The organism is Methylocystis sp. JR02 (genome assembly GCF_030063565.1).
Taxonomy (GTDB): Bacteria; Pseudomonadota; Alphaproteobacteria; order Rhizobiales; family Beijerinckiaceae; genus Methylocystis; species Methylocystis iwaonis.
This window is the reverse complement of record NZ_JASIRC010000001.1, coordinates 1,866,507-1,885,272: the sequence shown is the minus strand read 5'-3', so window position 1 is coordinate 1,885,272 and position 18,766 is coordinate 1,866,507. Positions and strand designations below refer to the sequence as shown.

Genomic DNA, 18,766 nt, shown 5'->3' with positions numbered 1-18,766 from the left:
TCCCCGTAAAGGGGAGGGATCGAGCGCCGGCACTTTGCTATCATCTCACTCAGAACGTCGCCTTCACCGCCAAATACATGCTGCGCCCCGGCTCGGGGAAGCCGTCGGTCAGGACGTAGAGCTGGTCGAAGAGATTGCGCACGCCGGCGGTGACTTTGAAATTGCTGGTCACCTGGTAATCCGCGTTGAAGTTCGTCAGGAAATAGGCCCCCGTGCGGTAGTAGGATTGCGTATTCTGATAAGCCGTCCAGCGGCTGCTGGCGATTTCGATATTCGGCGTGAGCGTGATCTCCGGAATGGGTCGGTAGCCGGCATAAAGGAAGAGCTTGGTGTCCGGCACGCCGATCGGCTGGAACGTCGGAATATAAGGCGCGTAGACGCGCCGGCGCATGACCGTAAGATTGCCGCCGAGCGAGAAATCTTCCCGCGGCTCGTAATCCACGGAAACTTCTGCGCCAGTGAAACGCCCCGCGCCGACATTCTGTGATTGCGTGACATTCGGCCCATAGATGGGCATGGGCACATTCTGGATCAGGTTTTGAACCCAGCTATGGAACAGATCGACCGTGAGACGCGCATTGGGCGCGAATTGGGTCGACCAGCCGAGGTCGTAATTGACCGCGCGCTCGGGTTGAAGCGTGGGGTTGGAGGTGGCGCCGCCGAAACGCGTGCTGAAGCGCTCGAATAGCGTCGGATAGCGCACGCGGTCGGAGACGTTGAAATAGAGGCGGTCGGCGTCGGTTCCGTTATAGCGCCAGATGACGGCGCCCTGGTAGTTCGGCGCGCTCATGTCTTTTGGCGTATAGGTGATCGTGCCTTGAGGCAGAGCGAAACCTTGCGCCTGACGCAGATGTCGCCAGTCGTAGCTGAAGCCGCCGACGATATCGATGTCCTTGCGCGGATGAAACGTATTTTCGATCGCGACGGAATAAGTGTCTTCCAGGCTCGCGATCACCGGCTGAGAAGAGCAAGGCACATTCGCCACGCAGCCTTTCGGCTTGCCCTGATAATTCGTGCCGTAGTTGTTTTGCCACTCGGTGTGGGTGTCGAGGCGGTAGTAGAACAAGCCCTTGAGCGTATCGATGTCTTCGAACTGCGTTCCGGCCTCGACTTCGGCGCCTAGCGCGTAATCGGAATAATGGCTGTCGAAGGATTTGGGCGTCGCCTGGTTGAATAAGCCGTAATTGTCAAAGGCGAGGATGGAGTTCTCATATTTGCTCCAATAGCCCCGCGTCTTGACATAGGAGGCGTCGCCGAGCTGCGTTTTCGAGAGGAAGTAGAGGTTCTGGACGCGCCAGTAAGGCCATTTCCAGTTGTTTTGCGTGTTGATCGGCTGAGAGACATGAAACGGCGCGCCCTTGTCGCCGTCCTGCCGCGAAAAGGTCAGTGAATATTCATCCGTGGCGTTGGGCGTCACGCCGACCTTGGTGTTGACGCTGTAATCCTGCGTGTAGGATTGGTTGCGAAAGCCCCAGCCTTGGATGGGCGTCGAGACATAGCTTTCGGGCAGCAACCAACCGTCGAACTTCTGCCAGGCGCCGCTGAGCTGCGCGTAATAGAGATCCTTCTTCGTGCCGACGAAACCGTAGTTCTGGACGCCCTGATAGGTTCCGTCGCGCCCGAACTCCACACGGCTTCTGAATTCGCTTTCGATCTCGCGCGAGGGTTTGCGCGAGACGAGATTGATTTGTCCGCCCATGCCGCCGGGCCCGTCGAGCACAGAGGCATAGCCCTTGGCGATTTGCGCCTCGGCAATGTCCGGCGTCATGAAGCGGGCGAAGTCCAGCCGGTTGTCGACAGGGAGCATGACTCGCACGCCATCGACAGTGAGCGGAACCTGCCAGCGATCGAAGCCACGCACATAAATATTCTGCTCGTTGCGCGCGGTGCCGGTCGTGTTGGCGTTGACGCCCGGTGCAATATTGATGGCGCGATCTAGCGTGTCGCGTGCAAAGGTTTCGATCTGGCGATTGGTGATCGTGTAGCCGCCGAAAGCGTCGGTATGCTGCTTGGGCGTCGGCGCGTTATCCGCATTGGCGGACGCAGCAGATGACGAGGCGCCGCCAGCGCCAGAGCCATTGCCTTGGCTGGGGGCGGTCGGCGTCGCCAGTCGTCGCTCGCCGACCTTGATCTGCCCGAGCTCGAAAGCCTTTGGCGTGCGAATTTCGATCGGCGGCAGGGCGGTTTGCGCCAGCGCCGGCGCGCAGAGCGCCAGCAACAGGCTGCCGGAAAGCGAAGTGGAAGTGAGATATTTGGTCACGCGCGCCCCCCGGCCGCTAGAGAGAGTTGAGAAAAGCGAGCAGGGCGTCGCGCTCCTGCTTTTGAAGTTGGCGAAAGGCCTCGGCGGCAGGTTGGGCTTCGCCGCCATGCCAAAGGATCGCTTCCGTGAGCGTGCGCGCGCGTGCGTCATGCAGATAATTTGCGCCGTCGCCGCCCTTGCCGGCGAGGCCGAGGCCCCAGAGCGGCGGCGTGCGCCAGTCGCGCGGGCCGGCGTCGTAATCCGGGCGCCCGTCGGCGAGGCCCTCGCCCATGTCGTGCAGCAGCAGATCCGTATAGGGGTGAATCTCGGCGCCGCTCAGCGCAGGGAGCGCCGGAAGGGCCCCGAGCCGCAGCGTCTCGCGATGGCAAGTCGCGCAGCCGAGCGTGTGGAATTGCTTTTCGCCGGCGACGACCTGCGGCGCGTCGGCCGCGCGGCGCGCGGGAACCGCAAGCCAGCGGATGTAATCCGTGACCGCGTCGAGCTGTGCGTCCGTCAGATCGGGCTTTAGCGAGCCGGCGGCGCGGCAGGCTTCCTGTGTCGCCGAGCACGTCTCGGTCGGAAACATCGACGAGGTGACGCCAATGTCTTCGGCGAAGGCGTTGGCGATCTGCTGGCGCAAACTGGGTTGATTGGCCTTCAATCCAAAGCGGCCGAGCATCCTGGCGTTGGTCTCGAGGCTCCAGACAAAATTGCGCCTGCCTTTGCCGGCGAGGATTTCCGCATCCGGGACGGCCTCCAGCAGTCCCAGGCCAAAGACCGGCGGCGCGTTGCGCAGCGAGGTCTTCGTGTCCTGTCCCAGCGCGCCATAGGCAAGGCGGCGGAAAGCGAGCTTGGGGCGGCGCAGGGACACGCGCTCGCCATCGGCGAGAGCGACGGTTGTCTCGTCGAAGGCGGCGGTCGCCTGGCCTTCTCCAGGGACTCCGGGAACGCCCTCGGGATTGAGCTGAGCGCCGTATATGGGATGGGCGCGCGGTCCGCCATGCGCATCCGTTCCCTCGACGCTCAGCCTCGCCACCATATGTCGCGTCACGCCATTCTCGGGGTCAGGAGCGGCGCCGCGTCCGTTTTTGACATGGCAGGCGATACAGGAAAGGCGGTTATACAGCGGACCAAGCCCGATGAGATCGGGGTGATCGTCAGAGGGGCCGATCAGCCAGGCCTGGCGGAACAACCCCGAGCCGCGCCGGAAGATCGGCGTCTGCGCGGCCGTCAGGCCGTCGATCGGCTGGGTGAAAGCCTCTCTCGGCGGCGCGCTGGTTTCATAGCGCGCCGCGCCCATGAGCAGCAGCGCGCCGAGAAGAAGGCCGGCGCGTTTCATGGCGCGATCCCGAGGCTCGCGAGCTTTTCTTTCGCCTGTCGGCGCGCCGTCGCAAGCTCGTCGCGCCATTTGGCGATCCGCTGGGGATCGACGGCGTCGCGATTGCTGAAGGCGTCGAGAAAGGCGGGGTCTTTCGCTTCACGCTCCGAGACCGGCACGACGCTCAAAAGCCGGCGCACCTCGCTCAGCGTCTCTTTGGCTTTGGCCCCACTGTCCTTGCCTTCGGCCTCGTGGACGGCGCGCCACAGCGCCGCGCGCTCGTCATGGCCTTCGACGATGGCGAGGTCGAAGAGGAGCGTGATCAACGGCGGCCGCCGCCGCCCGATGTCCATATCGTAATCGAGGATCGAGTCGGCCGGCAGTTTGAAAGGATCGACGAGCGCCGCCGGCGCGCCCTGATAGGCGTCTGGCCTTGCGGGATGGCGCATGCTGTCGCGCTCGATCATCAGCTTTTGGCCGTCCGCGGAAAGCGCGAAATCGACGAAGGACTTGGCTTCCGCCGCATGTTTCGTCGCGGCCGTGATGGCGATATGCGCCGGCAAGAAGGCGCTGCGCTCGGGATAGATCATCTCCACCGGCGCGCCATTGGCCTTGGCGCTCACCGCGAAGAAGTCGATGGTGAACGCAAAGACCGCCGCGCCGTCGCGCACTTGCGCGGTCGGCAGCGCGCCCTGGGCGAGGAGCGCGGCTTCTCCCGCCATTTCGCTCAACTGCGCCCAGCCGTTTTCCCATCCTTCGCTTTGCAGGAAGATGTCGTAGAGCGCAGGGGAGAAGCCGACCTTCGCCGCAATGGGCATCGCCAAGCGGCGCGCATAGTTCGGGGCGGCGAGATCGCGCCAGCGCTTCGGCGCCGCGAGACCGCTCGCCGCGGCGAGCGCCGGATTCATTACGACGCCATAGCCGGCGACGTCATAGGCCTCGTAAAATCCTTCCCGGTCTGAGATTTGTTCGCGCCCGAGGCGGCCCGGCAGCGCCGTGCGGTCCACCGAGATTTTCTGGAAGGCGCCGCGCTCGCGCAGGGTCGCGAAATTGGCGATGGTCGGCGCCCAATAGACATCGGCGCCGCCTTGCGCGGGCTTTCTGAGCTCGGCAAGCGCGTCCCGCGATTGCTTCCAGACGAACTGAATATGGATGTCCGGATAGCGTTTTTCGAATTCTTGCTCGTAGCGCGTCGTGAGCTCTTCCGGGAAGCTCGTGACGACGACGATCTTGGTTTCCTCCGCCTGCGCCAGGCGAAGCGGGATAGCGGGGAATGCGATGCATCCCAGGAGCGTCGCGCGGGAGAGGGCGGCGACGCCGCGCTTGAATCGATTCGATATGTTTATCTTGTACATAACGGAAAGCTATGACAAGCTGTGCAATACTGTCAACAGAGGCCAAGCTTAAAAAGTACGCGAATATAGCGCTAAATGACGGCGCCAGAAGGCTTGTAAGCAAGCGCGGTATCGCAGTCCTGCATTATATAGGGCGCCTATATGTATATGGCGCGCCGGCGTGGCAAAGGCGGGCGCAAGCGCAGATCGCCCGCCCGCGGAGGGCAGGGGCGTGCGCAGATAATCCTGTGGCGGCGCGCGGCCGGCTCAGAGCGCATTCCGCAAGAGTTAGTAGACTTTTGATTCCATGCGAGCGAAAGCGCGCTAGAGTTGGAACGGGACGAGAAGCTGGCTGATTGGCGCCCTCGCCATCGCCGCAATCACCGCCTCTGCGATGGCGCGGCCTCTCTCGTCCGTGCCCGTCCAACAAGCGGCGCGGCCGCGCGGGTCGATCTCGACGAGCTTCACTTCGGCGGGCGCAGCAACGCCGTCGCGCGCGATCCCGCGCAGGAAACCGTCCATCGGCGCCTTTACCGGCTGGCTGTCCAAATGGCCGAGCACAAAGCCCTTGAAGACCTGCGCGCCGATATCGAGCGGCGTGCGCCACACGCCCGGCCGCGTCGAATAGATGAAACGCTCCTTGCCGACGCCGCCCAAGGCGCGCGCGACTCCATCGGCGTCTCGCGTCTCCCCGGCGTCGAGAAGCGCGCCGGTCTTTGCGGGGTGGGTTTCAACGGCAATGTCGCAATTTTCGCCCACGGCGAATTTAGGCCCGACGCCGATCGCGAGTCCGGCGACGCCGCGAAGGTCTGGCGTGACGCGGTGTTTTTGAAGTCGCGCGTCGACGACGGCGACGGGCGCGCGCAAGGTGATCAGATCTGTCAATTGAAGATGCGTGACAGCCGCCCGCCCGCGCAAGGCGAGGGCGTCGATGATCTCCAGAGCGGTCTCGGCGCGCTGCCCGACGACGCCGTCGACGGCGACCTGATCGTCGAAGAGCGCGTCATGGAACGCCATCCCACGCCGGATGACGGGTGGGAACGGGTCATGGCTCAGCACGACGCGGAAACGCTCCCAGCAGAGCCTGACGGCGATCGCCGAGGCGATCTCATTCGTCCCGAGGATAATCGCGTATGGATCGGCCTGATTATGCAGAAAGCTACGCGGCTGGAGATCGTTCATCGCTGCATCCCTTTTCTCGGGAGATTGGCAGCAAGGAGCGGGCCAATGAGGCGTCTAACGGGCAATCGAAAGGAATTCAATATATATAGCGCTGCAAAGTAGAGGCGTCCGGTTTCCGGCGTCTTGAAGCGTCATTGGGCCAGCCTTGTGCCGTCTGACGCAATTTGTGGCAAAGCGGACATCGAGGGCGCTCGCCCGCGCCGGCCTCAGGCGCCGAGCTTCTTCTTGAGCGCCGCTACCGGGTCTTGCGACGTTTCCAGATTGTCCAAGACGATCGCCGCCCCGGCAAGATTGGCGTTGATCAGATCGCTGACCTGCGACAGCCATTGTTCCGCATCGCTGGCGTCAGCCTCCGCCTTGGCGGCCCGTGCTTCGGCGGCCCCGGCCCTCGTCCGCTCTTTCAAAAGCTCGGTTTCCGCTCTCACGGCGCGTTCTTCAGCCTGAATGGCGCGTCGCTCGGCGGCGGAGAGTTTCTTGCCGAGGTCGCAGTTGAGCTGCTCGGCCTCGCGGACGCGATCGCGGTAAAGCGCAACTGTGTTCTCAGAGGATGCAAAATCCGCCTGAAGTTGGCGAATAGCCTCGACAGCCCAATTCTCTATGTCGGCGTTCCGCTTTTCGAGAAACTCCAGAGCCGTGTTCGCTCTCGTCAGGAGGTCGAGGGCGGCCGTCAGCGCCGGGCGCGGAGGAAAGCCGAGCGCGCTGTTCAGCTTTTTCCGCAAGACGTCGAGGTCGTTGTCCAGCGCGGAACCCAGGGGATTTTGAATAAATTGATGCTTCATAACGGCCATCGAAGTCTGCCAGTCAGTGGAGGATTTCGAGAACGAAGAGACGGCGCAGGGCGTCGTCTAGAAGCCGGCGCCGTTCGCTCTCCGCGGCTGGGGCATCGGTGTCATCGGTAAAGGCAAGTCGAATCATATGCGCGTGTAACCTTGGCAATTCTTGCTGTTTAATGACTGATTCGTGAAGAAAAAAGAAGCGGGCTCAGTTCCCCAAGCTGAAGGTTCCATGGAGTCGTAGACTAAGGTAGCGGAAATATTTATTTTTTAGTTAGTGGGTGTGAGGGAAGGCGTATGCGGTTTCTTGCCGCGGCAATGCTCTGCGAGTGCCAAAACGACCGAGGCTGCTTTCTGCAGCCGCCATTACTTCTGAAACCCGCCGACTGCGCGCAGTCGTGCATCGACGCGCGCGGCAAAAGCGCCAAGGGAAAAATGACGCTGGGCGAACTCGCGCGCGTTCTCCGCCAATCCTTCGCGAAATCTCGGGTTCGCATAGATTGTCCTCATCGCGGCAACGCTTGCCTCGAAATCGGGCTCGGCCCATGTCTGCGCGGCGCTGGCGCGGGGATAATCTCCGTGCTCCAGATGGACGATTTCCGCGGGGATGAGAACGCTCGTCAGCTCGTTGCAGAAATCCATGTTTCCGGAATAGGCCGTCGCGATCACCGGCGTATCTAGGGCCATCGCCTCGAGCATATGATAGCCAAAGCCCTCGGCGCGGTGCAGGGACACAAGGCAATCGGCTCCCTCGATGAGGGCCAACTGCTCATCGTCATCGAAAACCTTGTCGAGCAAGATGATGCGCGAGTCTTGCGCGGCGATTGCCTGGATGATCTGCCAGATATGGATTTCGCTCCCTGGGGCAACCCGCTCGAGACTGTGGACCTTGACGACGAGCTTGACATGACGATCGTTCGGAAAGGCATGAACGAACGCACGGATTGCTCCGAGTGGATTTTTGCGGCGAGCGCCCGAAAGCGCGTCGCCTGTGGTCAGAAAAACAAAATCCTCCGCTTCTACGAGAGTCCGATAAGCAATCCGGCGGGCGTTTGCTTTGCCCACCGAGCGGATAGGCCGGAGGGCTGTTCCGACCGTAAAGGTTTGCTTGTGGGCGCTCAGCGTTCGCGTCGTGAATTCCGAGGCGGACCAGATTTCGTCCACGAGTGAAACGCCGAGACGTTGAGCGGCTGAGAGTGTTGGCAGTTCGAGATAAGGAAAGGCGACGAGCGGCGCGCCCGTGAAGACGTCCGGGAAATAGGCGACGGCGTCGGGGAGATCTTCGAGGTTGAGGTGAACGATATTGACGCGCGTGGGGCCGGGTTCGCGCAGATCGCGCTTGGAATCGCGCGGAGCGTTGGGGTGCTCGCGTGTGAAATCACAAAGACGCAGCGAATATCCGAGCGATTCTATTGCGTCTGCGAGCGTTAGGGCGCTTTGTGATATTCCTAACTGCCGAGAGAACGGCGCGATTATTTGAACGTCGACAAGCCTCTCTCCGGTCGATCGAAGAGAAGCCGCTTCGAGCCTGTCGCCCCTCGGCGTAACGGACCTGAACTTTTTCTGGCGAATATCGAAGCCTGCCGCGTCGAGAAGCGCGCGCCAACGGTGGGCGTCAAGATCGACGCCTGGAAGGACGTGCGCCGCGACGAGATCGAAGGGCGCGCATCCTGCTTTGCCGTCGTCCAAAAATGCGTCGAGCCATCCCGACGGCACATAATTGCAGAGGTGCGGCGCCGTAATGGCAAACAGAAGCACAGCGAAATAGGCCAGCATGCGGCCGTCTTCCGTCCCGATGTCTATGTCTGCGAGAAACGTATTTTCAGCGAGGAAGCGCTTCATAAAACGCGACAAAGGATAGGGAGCGCCGTCATTTTCGCAAGCGCTCAACGCGTCGCGCAACGCGGGGGCTAACAGACAGTCGTCGATATTCAGCGCACGACTGTGGTAGACAGCCCATCGATAAGAGTTCGCGGCCTCATCATTCTCACTGTCGCGCGCGGGCGCGCAAAGCGATTGAAGCTTGCTGGGCCCGAACGGACTCTCGTGCGTCGGCCCCTTATTCAAATAGGCGATGTCGTCGGCGGAAAGCGGGACCCGCTGCGGGCGCGCCGAGCGCCCATACGACCCGATATAATGCTGGAGAAATCTCTCATATTCCTCGACGGCCTCGCCCACGGCGAATTTATTCTGAAGCTCCCACCTATGGCGCTGATAATCTAGGTAAGCGCAAAGCGGTCGCCCTGCGATGGGCGGCGGGGACGGAACCGGGGATTGATCGAATAGCTTGTCGAAGACACGGCCGGCGCCGGCTTCGGTCGAGACTTTCGAGGCAGTTGATCTGTTTTTTGGGGCGGCGTCCAAGAGGGCGGCTGAAAAGGTCGCACGCAGGTAAGTCTCGGGGCTGCGGACACGCTGAAACTCGATAACTGTCCCCGGGCGGAAGGAGATCAGCTCCGGCCGATTGGCCCCCACGACAAGCGCGCGCACGCCTTGCTCCTTTGTGCCTGGCCGAAGGCACAGCTCGAAGCCATAGCAGCCGTCGCCAATGTGGTTTGCTGCAAGATCGTCGCGTCGAAGGCAGGCGCAGGTCTGTCCCTCGAAACGACCGTCGATATAGACATCTATGAGGGGACGAAGCTCCGGTTTTGCCGGATACCAGGCCCAGCCGTAAAGGACGCCGTTCTGAATCTCGTCGACATGGCCGACGACCTTTGATGTGGCTTGTTTTCCAGCGATCAAAGCAAGCAACTGTCTTTTCACCGGCCTATCGTCTCCGTCTGGCGCCAATTCCATTATGCCAGTCAAACGCCGTCAGCCAAATCAGGCTGGTTGGGACTGGGATATGGGCTCGGGGATACGAACTGCTCCCAGGAGCAGGCATGGTGCTCGCTGGCAGTCTGTGAAGTCATATGTGATTAAGGGTAGCCGAGGCTCGGTACGCGGCGGAGCGCGGGCGGGCCGTCAATCTTAGAAAAATCCACTGAACGATCGCGCTCGGCCCCCGTCGACCACGGAGGCTTGTGGGAGCTGCTGCGATTACAGCCGGATCGCTCCTGCTGGGGGCAGGACCAAGCGTCTCGCTTATCTATTCTTGATTGATGGTGGAGCCAGACGGAATCGAACCGACGACCTCTTCAATGCCATTGAAGCGCTCTCCCAACTGAGCTATGGCCCCATCTTTTCTACGGGCCTCTTGGGGGAGGCTGCGGCCGACGCGGCGTCGACGGGCGGTGTATAGTTCAGCCGGGCTTTGTCTGCAAGCCCGGCGAGCGGCTTTATGTCAATTTTCTCACAGGCCTCAAGCGGCGGCCGCCGTCACCCTGTTGCGGCCCGAGGTTTTGGAGGCGTACAGGGCCTTGTCCGCGCGCCGCATCAGGGCGTCGGCGTTGGCGTCGGCGCCGCGCTCGGCGAGGCCGATGGAAGTGGTGACCGGAATCGTCCGCGTCGCCTTGGGGTCGACCGGGAAGCGCGCGCCCTCGACCGCCGCGCGCACGCGCTCGGCGATTCGCTCCGCAACGGCGAGCGGCGTGTCGGGCATGACGACGACGAACTCCTCGCCGCCCAGGCGGCAAACGAGATCGGCGCTGCGCAGGACGCGCTTGATGCGTTGGGCGAAGGCCTTCAGCACCTCGTCGCCGGCGTCGTGGCCATAGGTGTCGTTGACCGATTTGAAGTGGTCGATGTCGAGAATCATCAAGGACAGAGGCCGGCCCTTATGGGCGGTCTGGTCGAGCGCCGTGGCGAGATGGGTCTCGAGGAAGCGGCGGTTGTTCAACCCGGTGAGCGCGTCGACGACCGCGAGCTCGATCGCCGCCTGCACGTTTTCGTGCAGCGAGTCCGTGTAGCGCTTGCGCCGCAACTGCGTGCGCACCCGCGCCAGAAGCTCGTTCCGGTCGATCGGCCGCATGATATAGTCGTTCACGCCCAGATCGAGACCCCGCAGGACGCGCTGGCGGTCGTCCATATCGGCCAGCAGGAGGATCGGCAGCGTGCGGGTGCGTTCCAGCGAGCGCAATTGGCTGCACAGCCGCAGCGCGTCGAAATGGGCGAGGTTGAGGCTGACGACGACGAGCTCGTAATTATTCTCGGCGGCCCGGAACAAGGCTTCCTGCGGATGCTGTTCGATGTCGATGTCGTGGAAGTCGCGCAGCGCGGAGTCGATCCGGTCGGCCGAGCTCGGGCGATCCTCGACCAGCAGGATGCGGCCGCGCGCCCCGTCGTTGGGCTCGCGGGAGGCGAGGCCGAGATTGGCCGAGGTGCTGGCGCGGGCGCGCAATTCGTCGATGGTGATCTTGAGGCGCGCCAGCGACCGGACGCGCGCTATCAGCGCGATCTCGTCGACGGGCTTGGTGAGGAAGTCGTCGGCGCCGCATTCGAGGCCGTGCACGCGATCCTCCGGTTGATCGAGCGCCGTCACGATCACCACCGGCAGATGCATTGTGGCGGGGTCGGCTTTCAGCCGGGAGCAGACCTCGAATCCGTCCATGCCTGGCATCATGACGTCGAGCAGAACGATGTCGCAGCCCCCTTCGCGGCAGAGTTCCAGAGCCTGCGGGCCGTTCGTCGCCGTCACCACGTCGAAATATTCAGCAGAGAGGCGGGCTTCCAGCAGTTTGATGTTGGGGAGCAGATCGTCGACGATCAGGACGCGCGCGGTCATAGGGCTGACGTCTCCTAGTTCTTGTCCGCAAGGAAGGAATTCACCGTCTCCAGAAATTTCGCGACCGAGATCGGCTTGGAGAGATAAGCCTCGCAACCGCCCTGGCGGATTTTCTCTTCGTCGCCCTTCATCGCGAAGGCGGTAATGGCGATGACCGGAATATCTTTCAGTTCATCGTCATCCTTCAGCCAGCGGGTGACTTCCAGGCCGCTGACCTCTGGTAATTGAATATCCATCAAGATGAGATCGGGCCGGTGCTCGCGCGCGAGCGAAATCGCGTCCACGCCGCTCTTGGTGCGAAGCGTCGCGTGCCCATTCGCCTCCAACAGATCGTTGAAGAGCTTCATGTTCAATTCGTTATCCTCTACGATGAGGACTGTTTTCTTCATGGCCCAGCTCTTGAAACGCGGCTGCTTCGAGGCGGCAAAAGGATCGAAGGGCCGTTTCGTTCATGCCTAACATGGGAGTATTAATGAAAATCGGCCGGAATGCGCGAGATATTCGCGCCCCAAAGACGATCGAGCCGGCGCCGGCGGAATTGGCTTTGCGCGCGCTGGCTTATCTCACCCACGACGAAGAGCGCGTGTCGCGATTTCTCGCTTTGACAGGGCTCGACGCGGGCGATGTGCCGGCGCTTCTCGGCGATCGCGGCTTTCATCTCGCGGTTCTCGATCATTTGGCCGGGGATGAGGATGTGCTTTTGGCCTTCGCCGCCGCCGAAGGGCTGTCGCCGGAGGCCGTGGGTCGCGCCCGAAGGTCTCTCGGCGGCGGCGATTAGGCTACAGGCCCTGTCTGATTGGACATGCTCGAAAGATCGCGCGGGCCTTCGCCATTATCGTAACGAGAGGCTTAAGCGCTTGCGCCAAGGGCATCCGCGCCGGCCTTGGCGACGATCCCATCCTCGAATGATTGCACCCCGGACACGCCGATGGCGCCGATGACTTGCCCCTCATAGACGAGCGGCAGGCCGCCTTCGACAGGGATGATATGGGGCAGGCTCAGCAGCGCGACCCTGCCGCCTGCGACGGTCTCTTCCAGCGCTTTGCTCGGGCGTTTAAACAGCGCCGCGGCGCGCGCCTTCGCCTGGGCGATGTCGCAGGAGGCGGGCTGCACGCCGTCGAGCCGCTCAAGATAGACGAGCAGGCCCGCGTCGTCGACGATGGCGATCACCACGCTCCAGCCGTTGCGCTGGGCTTCCTCCGCGGCCGCCGCCGCCACGCGCTTGGCGTCGGCGAGCGTCAAAACGAACTTCATTTTCATTGCGTCTCCTTTTGATTAGACCGTGAGCCTTTAATTGGACCGCGAGCCTTCAGGCTCGCTCGAGAAGCGCGCGGCCCGGAAGCGTCGGACTTGCGCCCATCCTGCGCCTCGACTAGGGAAAATTTCCGAGGCCGCTGCAATCCCACGCCCGGAGCGCCGGCGCAACGGCGCGCTCGATGCGCTGAGGAGGCGCTGATTAATGACGCTGGCCATGCCTGCGCCCGAGCCCGAGATTCTCGCGCGGCGCGACGAGCTGATCGAGCGCCTGCGCGCCATATTGCCCGCGCAGAACCTCATCGTGGACGAGACGGCGCGCCGCGCTTACGAATGCGACGCCTTCACCATGTATCGCGCGCTGCCGCTCGTGGTCGCATTGCCCGAGACCGTGGCGCAGGTGAGCGCCGTTCTGGCGCTTGCCGCCGAGATGAACGTCAAGGTTGTGCCGCGCGGTGCGGGCACCTCGCTTTCCGGCGGCTCGATGCCGCTCGAAGACGGCATTCTGCTCGGCATGTCGAAGTTCAACCGCATTCTCGAGATCGACTATGAGAACCGCTGCGCGCGCGTGCAGCCTGGCGTGCAAAATCTCGCCATCTCCAAGGCGGTCGAGAGTCGCGGCTTTTATTACGCGCCCGATCCCTCCTCGCAGATCGCCTGCTCCATCGGCGGCAATGTGGCCGAGAACGCCGGGGGCGTGCACTGTCTCAAATATGGCCTGACGACCAATAATATCCTCGGGCTCGAAGTCGTGCTGATGGGGGGCGAGGTCATTCGCCTCGGCGGCAAGCATCTCGATAGCGAGGCCTATGATCTTCTCGGCCTGATGACCGGTTCGGAAGGCTTGCTCGGGGTCGTTACCGAAGTCACCGTGCGCATTCTGCAAAAGCCGGCCGTTGCGCGCGGGCTGCTCGTCGGCTTTTCGAGCGTCGAGGCCGGCGCGCGCTTTGTCGGCGCCGTCATCGCGCGGGGGATTATCCCCGGCGGAATGGAGATGATGGACAAAGCGACGATCCACGCCGTCGAGCGTTTCCAGCCCTGCGGCTATCCGCTCGACGCCGAGGCGATCGTGATCGTAGAGCTCGACGGCGCGCAGGCGGAGGTCGACCACCTCGTGGACCTCGTCGAAACAATTGCTCGTGACGAAGGGGCGACGACGACCAAGGTTTCCACAAGCGAAGCCGAGCGCTTGCAATTCTGGGCCGGCCGCAAGAACGCCTTTCCGGCAGTCTCCTGCATCAAGCCGGATTATCTGTGCATGGACGGCACGATCCCGCGCGCGCGCCTGCCGGAGGTGCTCGCGGGCATGGATGAGATCGCCAAGCGCGAGGGCCTGCAGGTCGCCAATGTCTTCCATGCGGGCGACGGCAATCTGCATCCGCTCATTCTTTATGACGCTTCGATCGAGGGGGAAATGGAACGGGCGGAGAAGGTCGGGTTCGACATCTTGCGTCTTTGCGTCGCTGTCGGCGGCGTGCTCACCGGCGAACATGGCGTCGGCGTCGAGAAGCGCGATCTGATGAGCGAGATGTTCAACGAGACTGATCTCGATCAGCAGTTGCGCGTGAAATGCGCCTTCGACTCCTTGAACAGGCTCAACCCCGGCAAGGTTTTCCCAACGCTGCATCGCTGCGCCGAGTTCGGCATGATGCATGTGTCGGGCGGCAAGACGCCGTTCCCCGATCTGCCGAGATTCTGACATGGACGCTCTCCTGGCCACGCTCGATATTCGCGACGCCGCCGACGCCGTCGACGCCTTGCGCGCCGCCAACACGCGAAAAGCACCTTTCGCCATTGTTGGCGCCGGCTCGAAGAAGCGCCTCGGCCGCCATGCGCCTTTGCAGCAACACATCTCCACGCGCGCGCTGACGGGGGTGACGCTCTATGAGCCCGAGGAGCTCGTGCTTTCCGCCCGTGCCGGGACGCCTTTGCGCGAGATCGAGGAGTTGCTCGACGCGCATGGCCAGCAGCTCGCTTTCGAGCCGATGGATTATGCGCCGCTGCTCGGCGGCGCGACGCGGAGCGCGACAATCGGCGGGGCGATCGCCGTCAACGCTTCCGGCCCGCGCCGCATCAAGGCAGGAGCCGCGCGCGATCATCTGTTGGGGTTTCACTGTGTGACCGGGCGCGGCGAGGTGGTGAAATCCGGCGGCCGCGTCATGAAAAACGTTACGGGTTATGATCTCTCAAAGCTTGTCTGCGGCTCCTACGGCACGTTGGCGCTTCTCACCGAAGTGACGTTGAAGGTTCTGCCGAAGGCCGAGACCGAACAGACTCTCTTGGTTCTCGGTCTCGACGAAGCGCAAAGCCTTGCTCAATTGCGCCGGGCGTCGGGATCGCCGCATGAAGTGTCCTCCTTCGCCATGCTGCCGGCCGGCGCCGCGCCACTCGGGCTCGACGCCAACGCCGCTCTGCTGCGCATCGAAGGCCCCGAGATTTCAGTTTCCGCGAGGCGCGAGGCGTTGATCGCGCAACTTGGCGACTGCGGCGCGCGCTTCGAGACATTGCCGCGAAACGAGTCGGCGGCGCTCTGGGCGGCGCTGCGCGACGTCACGCCGCTTGCCGCGCACAGCGGGCAAATCTGGCGCGTTTCGGTCGCGCCGACAGACGGGCGCGCCGTCCTGGACGCGCTGCGCAACGCCGGCGCGCCGATCATTGCCTATTACTACGATTGGGCGGGCGGGCTCGTCTGGCTTTGCCTGGAGCCGGCCGGCGACGCTCATGCGGGGACAATACGCGCTGCTGTCGACGCCTGTGGTGGCCATGCGACCCTCATCCGCGCGTCCGACGATATTCGGGCGCGCGTAGACGTCTTTCATCCGCAGCCGGCGCCGCTGGCGGCGCTGAGCAAGCGCGTGAAGGAGAGTTTCGATCCCGCGCATATTCTGGAGCGCGGCCGCATGCGCGAGGCGTTTTGAGATGCAGACGCATTTCTCTCTTGCCGCTCTCGCGGACCCGGATATGGCGCAATCGGAGAAGATTCTGCGCGCCTGCGTGCATTGCGGCTTCTGCACGGCGACCTGCCCGACCTATCTCCTCACGGGCGACGAATTGGATTCGCCACGCGGGCGCATTTATCTCATCAAGGAAATGCTGGAGAATGGGCGCGCCGCCGACGCGCGCACGGCGCGGCATGTCGATCGCTGCCTCTCGTGCCTTTCTTGCATGACGACCTGTCCGTCGAGTGTGCATTACATGCATCTCGTCGACCATGCGCGCGCCCATATAGAGGCGACCTATCAGCGGCCATTCGCAGACAAGGCGCTGCGCGCGTTGCTTGCATTCGTTCTGCCGCGCCCGACAGTGTTCCGGTTTGCGTTACGCTTGGCTGGTGCGGCGAGGCCGTTCGCCCGTTATTTGCCGGAGCGCCTGCACGCGATGCTATCGCTCGCGCCACCAAATTTGCCGGCGCCGTCGGATGTCGACCGCCCGCAGGTTTTTCCGGCGCAAGGCGCCCGCCAGATGCGCGTCGCGCTTCTGAATGGTTGCGCGCAAACCGTGCTGGACACGCGGATCAATGAAGCCACCGTGCGTCTCCTCACGCGCCACGGCGTCGAGGTCGTCGTCGCCGAGGGCGCCGGATGTTGCGGGGCGTTGCCGCATCATCTCGGCAAGGTCGACCAATCCCATGTCTTCGCGCGCCGGAACATCGACGCCTGGACGCGCGAAATCGAGACAGGCGGGCTCGACCATATCGTCATCAACACGTCGGGCTGCGGCACGAGCGTGAAGGACTACGGGTTCATGTTCCGCGATGAGGCTGATTTGGCGGACAAGGCCGCACGCATTTCCGCGCTGGCCTGCGACGTGAGCGAGCTTGTCGATAAATTGCAGTTCCAGCGCGTCGCCGTCCCGCGCCTGAGGGTCGCCTATCACTCGGCTTGCTCGTTGCAGCACGGCCAGAAAGTCACGCGCGAGCCGGTTGCAGCGCTGGAGAGCGCCGGCTTCGAGGTTGTCGCTGTGCCCGAGGGGCACATCTGCTGTGGTTCGGCGGGAACTTATAACTTACTCCAGTCGGAAATGGCCGACCGGCTTCGCGCGCGCAAGGTCGCCAATATCGAGAGCCTCGCGCCGCAAGTCATCGCCGCGGGCAATTTCGGCTGCATGGCGCAGATCGGGGCGGGGACCGCCATCCCGATCGTGCATACGGTGGAACTGCTGGATTGGGCGACCGGCGGGCCGAAGCCGGAGGCGTTGACAGGCTGATTTATGTTATAGTGGGCGCGAGGTGTGTGCCATGCCGTTGCTCGAATCCCTGCTCGATAAACGCTCGGAGCTGATTGCAGCCGCCCGCCGCCATGGCGCGTCGAACATCCGCCTGTTCGGCTCGGTCGTTCGTGGGGAAGAGACGCCGTCGAGCGACGTGGATTTGCTCATCGATCTCTCTGAGGAACGCGGGTTCGACGATTATCTCGCGTTGGCGGAGGAACTGGAGGCGCTGATCGGGCGCAAGGTCGATCTTGTGACCTCGCGGGGCGTGAGTCCCTTTCTCAGGCTGCTGATCGAACGTGAAGCGTTGCCCTTGTGAAGTCCGATCGCTTCTATCTGGAGCATATCGCGGACAGCATCCGTGCGATCGAGAGCTATGTTGCGGGCGGCCGGGATGTCTTTTTGCGCGAGCGCATCATCCAGGACGCTGTCATCCGCAATTTCGAGATCATTGGCGAGGCGGCAGGCAAGCTCTCGCCCGAGCTAAAGGCGACGGCGCCAGCTCCCTGGACGAAAATCGTGGCCTTCCGAAATCGGCTCATCCACGCCTATTGGGGCGTCGATCTTTTTCTTGTCTGGGACGTTATCTCGAAGGACCTGCGCCCGCTCGGGGAGGAGGTCGAACGCCTCCTCGCCAAGCGAGGCGAGTAGGCTGATTTACCGCAAGAACCCTACAATATCCTTCACGGCGTTCATGTTCTCGCGCGCCAGCGCGCGGGCGCGGTCCGAACCGTCTCGCAACACCTGATCGATATAGCCTTCATCCTCGCGAATGCGGCGCATCTGCGCGGTAATCGGCGAGAGCTTGGCGACCGCGAGATCGACCAGCGCGCTCTTGAAGGTCGAGAAATTCGCGCCGCCGTATTCGCTCAAAACCTCCGCCTTCGCGCGCCCCGATAGCGCAGCGAAAATGCCCACGAGATTATCCGCCTCCGGCCGGCCTTCGAGACCCTTTTCCTCGGAGGGCAGGGGCTCGGGATCGGTCTTGGCTTTCTTCACCTTCGTGGCGATCTGGTCGGCGTCGTCGGAGAGATTGATGCGTGAATAATCCGAGGCGTCGGATTTCGACATTTTCTTCGTGCCGTCGCGCAGGCTCATCACCCGCGTCGCCGGGCCGGCAATCAGCGGCTCGGGCAGGGGGAAGAAACCTTCCCCGAAGCCATTGCGCTCGATCGAGGCGCCGAAATCATTATTGAACTTCTGCGCAATGTCGCGGGCGAGCTCGAGATGCTGCTTCTGGTCCTCGCCGACCGGCACATGGGTGGCGCGATAGAGGAGGATGTCGGCGGCCATCAGGACAGGGTAATCCAGAAGGCCCATCGAGGCGTTCTCGCGGTCCTTGCCGGCCTTGTCCTTGAACTGGGTCATGCGGTTGAGCCAGCCGATGCGGGCCACGCAGTTCAAGACCCAGGCGAGCTCGGCGTGCTCGGCGACCTGGCTCTGGTTGAAGACGATGTTCTTCTTGGGATCGATGCCGCAGGCGAGAAAGGCCGCCGCGATCTCACGCGTGTTGTTGCGCAGCTCGATCGGGTCCTGCGGCACGGTGATCGCGTGCAGGTCGACGACGCAATAGAGGCACTCGAAGCGCTCCTGCAGCTCGACGAATTTGACGATGGCGCCGAGATAATTGCCGAGGTGCAGATTGCCGGTGGACTGCACGCCCGAGAAAACGCGCTGGGGGAAGCTGGACATGGATTGCGCCGTCGAGGGTTGAGGAACTTTGGCGGGGGTTATGACAATGCGCGGGCGCGGGCGCAAGTGTGGACAGTTTGACCCGCGCCAGTTGGGCCAATA

The 18,766-nt window shown here is 62.8% G+C and carries 16 protein-coding genes and 1 tRNA gene; 6 read left to right on the top strand and 11 right to left on the bottom strand.

Annotated features, from left to right (window positions below; genetic code table 11):
- Positions 1-49 precede the first annotated feature (49 nt).
- From QNA11_RS08935 to QNA11_RS08895, 9 genes are all read right to left on the bottom strand, one after another.
- Positions 50-2,260: a TonB-dependent receptor plug domain-containing protein gene (locus QNA11_RS08935; RefSeq protein WP_283482748.1), complete on the bottom strand. Its 2,211-nt coding sequence runs from the start codon at positions 2,258-2,260 to the stop codon at positions 50-52.
- A 16-nt stretch (positions 2,261-2,276) separates the two neighbouring features.
- Positions 2,277-3,578: a di-heme oxidoreductase family protein gene (locus tag QNA11_RS08930; RefSeq protein WP_283482747.1), complete on the bottom strand. Its 1,302-nt coding sequence runs from the start codon at positions 3,576-3,578 to the stop codon at positions 2,277-2,279.
- The gene (locus tag QNA11_RS08925) at positions 3,575-4,912 is read right to left on the bottom strand and encodes an ABC transporter substrate-binding protein (RefSeq protein WP_283482746.1); all 1,338 of its coding nucleotides are present in this window, start codon (positions 4,910-4,912) and stop codon (positions 3,575-3,577) included. The genes QNA11_RS08930 and QNA11_RS08925 overlap by 4 nt, the downstream gene beginning before the upstream one ends.
- A gap of 303 nt (positions 4,913-5,215) precedes the next feature.
- Complete coding sequence (locus QNA11_RS08920) at positions 5,216-6,073, bottom strand: xanthine dehydrogenase (RefSeq protein ID WP_283482745.1); 858 nt, start codon at positions 6,071-6,073, stop codon at positions 5,216-5,218.
- A 206-nt stretch (positions 6,074-6,279) separates the two neighbouring features.
- Positions 6,280-6,852, bottom strand: a complete 573-nt coding sequence (locus tag QNA11_RS08915) for a hypothetical protein (RefSeq protein ID WP_283482744.1) — start codon at positions 6,850-6,852, stop codon at positions 6,280-6,282.
- A gap of 360 nt (positions 6,853-7,212) precedes the next feature.
- Complete coding sequence (locus QNA11_RS08910) at positions 7,213-9,609, bottom strand: glycosyltransferase (RefSeq protein WP_283482743.1); 2,397 nt, start codon at positions 9,607-9,609, stop codon at positions 7,213-7,215.
- A gap of 339 nt (positions 9,610-9,948) precedes the next feature.
- Positions 9,949-10,024 (bottom strand) — tRNA-Ala (locus QNA11_RS08905).
- A 123-nt stretch (positions 10,025-10,147) separates the two neighbouring features.
- Positions 10,148-11,509 carry a PleD family two-component system response regulator gene (locus tag QNA11_RS08900; protein ID WP_283482742.1) on the bottom strand — a complete coding sequence of 454 codons (1,362 nt, stop codon included), beginning with the start codon at positions 11,507-11,509 and terminating at the stop codon, positions 10,148-10,150.
- Between the two features lie 14 nt (positions 11,510-11,523).
- Positions 11,524-11,898, bottom strand: a complete 375-nt coding sequence (locus QNA11_RS08895) for a response regulator (protein WP_165053463.1) — start codon at positions 11,896-11,898, stop codon at positions 11,524-11,526.
- 83 nt (positions 11,899-11,981) lie between these two features.
- Between QNA11_RS08895 and QNA11_RS08890 the strand changes: the two genes are divergently transcribed.
- Positions 11,982-12,287 carry a DUF3572 domain-containing protein gene (locus QNA11_RS08890; protein ID WP_202072299.1) on the top strand — a complete coding sequence of 102 codons (306 nt, stop codon included), beginning with the start codon at positions 11,982-11,984 and terminating at the stop codon, positions 12,285-12,287.
- Positions 12,288-12,358: 71 nt separating this feature from the next.
- On the opposite strand, the gene QNA11_RS08885 is transcribed toward QNA11_RS08890, so the two are convergent.
- Positions 12,359-12,769 carry a GlcG/HbpS family heme-binding protein gene (locus QNA11_RS08885; protein WP_281931083.1) on the bottom strand — a complete coding sequence of 137 codons (411 nt, stop codon included), beginning with the start codon at positions 12,767-12,769 and terminating at the stop codon, positions 12,359-12,361.
- A gap of 199 nt (positions 12,770-12,968) precedes the next feature.
- On the opposite strand from QNA11_RS08885, the gene QNA11_RS08880 reads away from it, so the two are divergent.
- From QNA11_RS08880 to QNA11_RS08860, 5 genes are read left to right on the top strand one after another with little or no spacing between them, the layout of a single operon-like run.
- Positions 12,969-14,462 carry an FAD-linked oxidase C-terminal domain-containing protein gene (locus QNA11_RS08880; protein ID WP_283482741.1) on the top strand — a complete coding sequence of 498 codons (1,494 nt, stop codon included), beginning with the start codon at positions 12,969-12,971 and terminating at the stop codon, positions 14,460-14,462.
- Between the two features lies 1 nt (position 14,463).
- Positions 14,464-15,681, top strand: coding sequence for a glycolate oxidase subunit GlcE (gene glcE, locus QNA11_RS08875; protein ID WP_283482740.1), 1,218 nt, complete (start codon positions 14,464-14,466; stop codon positions 15,679-15,681).
- 1 nt (position 15,682) lies between these two features.
- Positions 15,683-16,969, top strand: coding sequence for a glycolate oxidase subunit GlcF (gene glcF, locus QNA11_RS08870; RefSeq protein WP_283482739.1), 1,287 nt, complete (start codon positions 15,683-15,685; stop codon positions 16,967-16,969).
- A gap of 31 nt (positions 16,970-17,000) precedes the next feature.
- Positions 17,001-17,291, top strand: a complete 291-nt coding sequence (locus tag QNA11_RS08865) for a nucleotidyltransferase family protein (RefSeq protein ID WP_283482738.1) — start codon at positions 17,001-17,003, stop codon at positions 17,289-17,291.
- Entirely contained in the window at positions 17,288-17,623 is a 336-nt protein-coding gene (locus QNA11_RS08860; protein ID WP_283482737.1) for a HepT-like ribonuclease domain-containing protein, read from the top strand. The genes QNA11_RS08865 and QNA11_RS08860 overlap by 4 nt, the downstream gene beginning before the upstream one ends.
- A 6-nt stretch (positions 17,624-17,629) precedes the next feature.
- On the opposite strand, the gene trpS is transcribed toward QNA11_RS08860, so the two are convergent.
- The gene (gene trpS, locus QNA11_RS08855; protein WP_281931092.1) at positions 17,630-18,664 is read right to left on the bottom strand and encodes a tryptophan--tRNA ligase; all 1,035 of its coding nucleotides are present in this window, start codon (positions 18,662-18,664) and stop codon (positions 17,630-17,632) included.
- Positions 18,665-18,766 lie beyond the last annotated feature (102 nt).

Excerpts from the sequence above, each read along its gene's own strand:
- QNA11_RS08930 (WP_283482747.1), bottom strand. The coding sequence starts at position 3,578 with ATGAAACGCGCCGGCCTTCTTCTCGGCGCGCTGCTGCTCATGGGCGCG.
- QNA11_RS08925 (WP_283482746.1), bottom strand. The coding sequence starts at position 4,912 with ATGTACAAGATAAACATATCGAATCGATTCAAGCGCGGCGTCGCCGCC.
- QNA11_RS08920 (WP_283482745.1), bottom strand. The coding sequence starts at position 6,073 with ATGAACGATCTCCAGCCGCGTAGCTTTCTGCATAATCAGGCCGATCCA.
- QNA11_RS08915 (WP_283482744.1), bottom strand. The coding sequence starts at position 6,852 with ATGAAGCATCAATTTATTCAAAATCCCCTGGGTTCCGCGCTGGACAAC.
- QNA11_RS08900 (WP_283482742.1), bottom strand. The coding sequence starts at position 11,509 with ATGACCGCGCGCGTCCTGATCGTCGACGATCTGCTCCCCAACATCAAA.
- QNA11_RS08895 (WP_165053463.1), bottom strand. The coding sequence starts at position 11,898 with ATGAAGAAAACAGTCCTCATCGTAGAGGATAACGAATTGAACATGAAG.
- QNA11_RS08890 (WP_202072299.1), top strand. The coding sequence starts at position 11,982 with ATGAAAATCGGCCGGAATGCGCGAGATATTCGCGCCCCAAAGACGATC.
- QNA11_RS08885 (WP_281931083.1), bottom strand. The coding sequence starts at position 12,769 with ATGAAAATGAAGTTCGTTTTGACGCTCGCCGACGCCAAGCGCGTGGCG.
- QNA11_RS08880 (WP_283482741.1), top strand. The coding sequence starts at position 12,969 with ATGACGCTGGCCATGCCTGCGCCCGAGCCCGAGATTCTCGCGCGGCGC.
- glcE (WP_283482740.1), top strand. The coding sequence starts at position 14,464 with ATGGACGCTCTCCTGGCCACGCTCGATATTCGCGACGCCGCCGACGCC.
- glcF (WP_283482739.1), top strand. The coding sequence starts at position 15,683 with ATGCAGACGCATTTCTCTCTTGCCGCTCTCGCGGACCCGGATATGGCG.
- QNA11_RS08865 (WP_283482738.1), top strand. The coding sequence starts at position 17,001 with ATGCCGTTGCTCGAATCCCTGCTCGATAAACGCTCGGAGCTGATTGCA.
- trpS (WP_281931092.1), bottom strand. The coding sequence starts at position 18,664 with ATGTCCAGCTTCCCCCAGCGCGTTTTCTCGGGCGTGCAGTCCACCGGC.